Source organism: Mesorhizobium sp. M7A.F.Ca.US.006.04.2.1 (genome assembly GCF_004022915.1).
GTDB lineage: Bacteria > Pseudomonadota > Alphaproteobacteria > Rhizobiales > Rhizobiaceae > Mesorhizobium > Mesorhizobium ciceri.
Genome location: NZ_RZQA01001125.1, coordinates 1 through 1,627 on the forward strand (window position 1 = coordinate 1; position 1,627 = coordinate 1,627).

At 61.2% G+C, this 1,627-nt stretch carries 1 protein-coding gene and 1 pseudogene; one reads left to right on the forward strand and one right to left on the reverse strand.

The window, feature by feature from the left end; genetic code table 11:
• Window positions 1–144 (reverse strand): annotated as a pseudogene (locus EN925_RS41195) (carbohydrate kinase); the annotation flags it as partial.
• 280 nt (window positions 145–424) lie between these two features.
• Here EN925_RS41195 and recA point away from each other — a divergent pair.
• Window positions 425–1,522, forward strand: coding sequence for a recombinase RecA (gene recA, locus EN925_RS35000; RefSeq protein ID WP_013532151.1), 1,098 nt, complete (start codon window positions 425–427; stop codon window positions 1,520–1,522).
• The last annotated feature ends 105 nt before the right edge of the window (window positions 1,523–1,627 follow it).

Below are 1,627 nucleotides of genomic sequence, written 5' to 3' on the forward strand. Positions count from 1 at the left end.
GCGCAAGGCGTTGAAGACGCCGCCGCCGACATCCTCGCGCATTGTGCCCGGATTGGAGGCGGCGGGCACGTAGGCGCCGGACACCTGGCCGCGCCGGTCGATATGGGCGCCGCCTACGGCCAGTATTTTCGCGGATTTCAGCATGCCGGCGATATGACCTTTGTTATTCCAGCCGCACAAGCGCTAGGCTGTGCGACCGAGCTTCGCATGCAAGGCGGCGATTCGGCAGGTCGAAACAACCGAGCCGTCTGGCCCAACGTGCGGTGCATTCCTGATCGAATCCTTGGACAAAAAAAGAACAAATCCGGATAATGCTTGTTTTTCAGATATTTGATCCCTCTTGCCAAATGAGAACAAAAAAGGTACAAATAGGCAGGGATTACGGATTGTCCGGCCTTCATTGACGACCAAGGGGTGATGTATCATGGCTCAGAATTCTTTGCGGCTGGTAGAGGACAAGGCAGTGGACAAATCAAAGGCTCTGGATGCGGCGCTGTCGCAGATCGAGCGGGCTTTCGGCAAGGGCTCGATCATGCGGCTCGGCGCCAACGAGCAGGTCGTCGAGATCGAAACGGTGCCGACCGGCTCGCTTGGCCTCGACATCGCGCTTGGCGTCGGTGGCCTGCCGCGCGGCCGCATCATCGAGATCTACGGGCCGGAAAGCTCGGGCAAGACGACGCTGGCCCTGCACACCGTGGCCGAAGCCCAGAAGAAGGGCGGCATCTGCGCCTTCGTCGATGCCGAGCACGCGCTTGACCCGGTCTATGCCCGCAAGCTTGGCGTCGATCTCGAAAACCTGCTGATTTCGCAGCCCGACACCGGTGAGCAGGCGCTGGAAATCTGCGACACGCTGGTGCGCTCCGGCGCCATCGACGTGCTGGTGGTCGATTCGGTCGCGGCGCTGACGCCACGTGCCGAAATCGAAGGCGAGATGGGTGATTCGCTGCCCGGCCTGCAGGCCCGCCTGATGAGCCAGGCGCTGCGCAAGCTGACCGCCTCGATCTCGCGCTCCAACACCATGGTCATCTTCATCAACCAGATCCGCATGAAGATCGGCGTCATGTTCGGTTCGCCCGAGACGACGACCGGCGGCAACGCGCTGAAATTCTACGCATCGGTGCGCCTCGACATCCGCCGCATCGGCTCGGTCAAGGACCGCGACGAAGTCGTCGGCAACCAGACCCGCGTCAAGGTGGTCAAGAACAAGCTGGCGCCGCCCTTCAAGGTGGTCGAGTTCGACATCATGTATGGTGAAGGCGTGTCCAAGACCGGCGAACTGGTCGATCTCGGCGTCAAGGCCGGCGTGGTCGAGAAGTCGGGCGCCTGGTTCTCCTACAATTCGCAGCGTCTCGGCCAAGGCCGCGAGAATGCCAAACTGTTCCTGCGCGACAATCCCGACACCGCACGCGAGATCGAGCTGGCGCTCCGACAGAATGCCGGGCTGATCGCCGAAAAGTTCCTTGAGAATGGCGGCTCCGAAGGAGGCGACGACGGGTTCGAGGAGGAATCCGGCGCGATGTGACAACTCGCGAGGTCGGCCGGAGTTCGGCCATAATCGCATTCTATTATCTCGGGCTTAAGTAATCGAGTTCCGCGTTAATGCGTTTTGAAACCGCCGGCCCAGTGC

Coding starts and splice junctions, on each gene's coding strand:
- recA (WP_013532151.1), top strand. CDS start 425: ATGGCTCAGAATTCTTTGCGGCTGGTAGAGGACAAGGCAGTGGACAAA.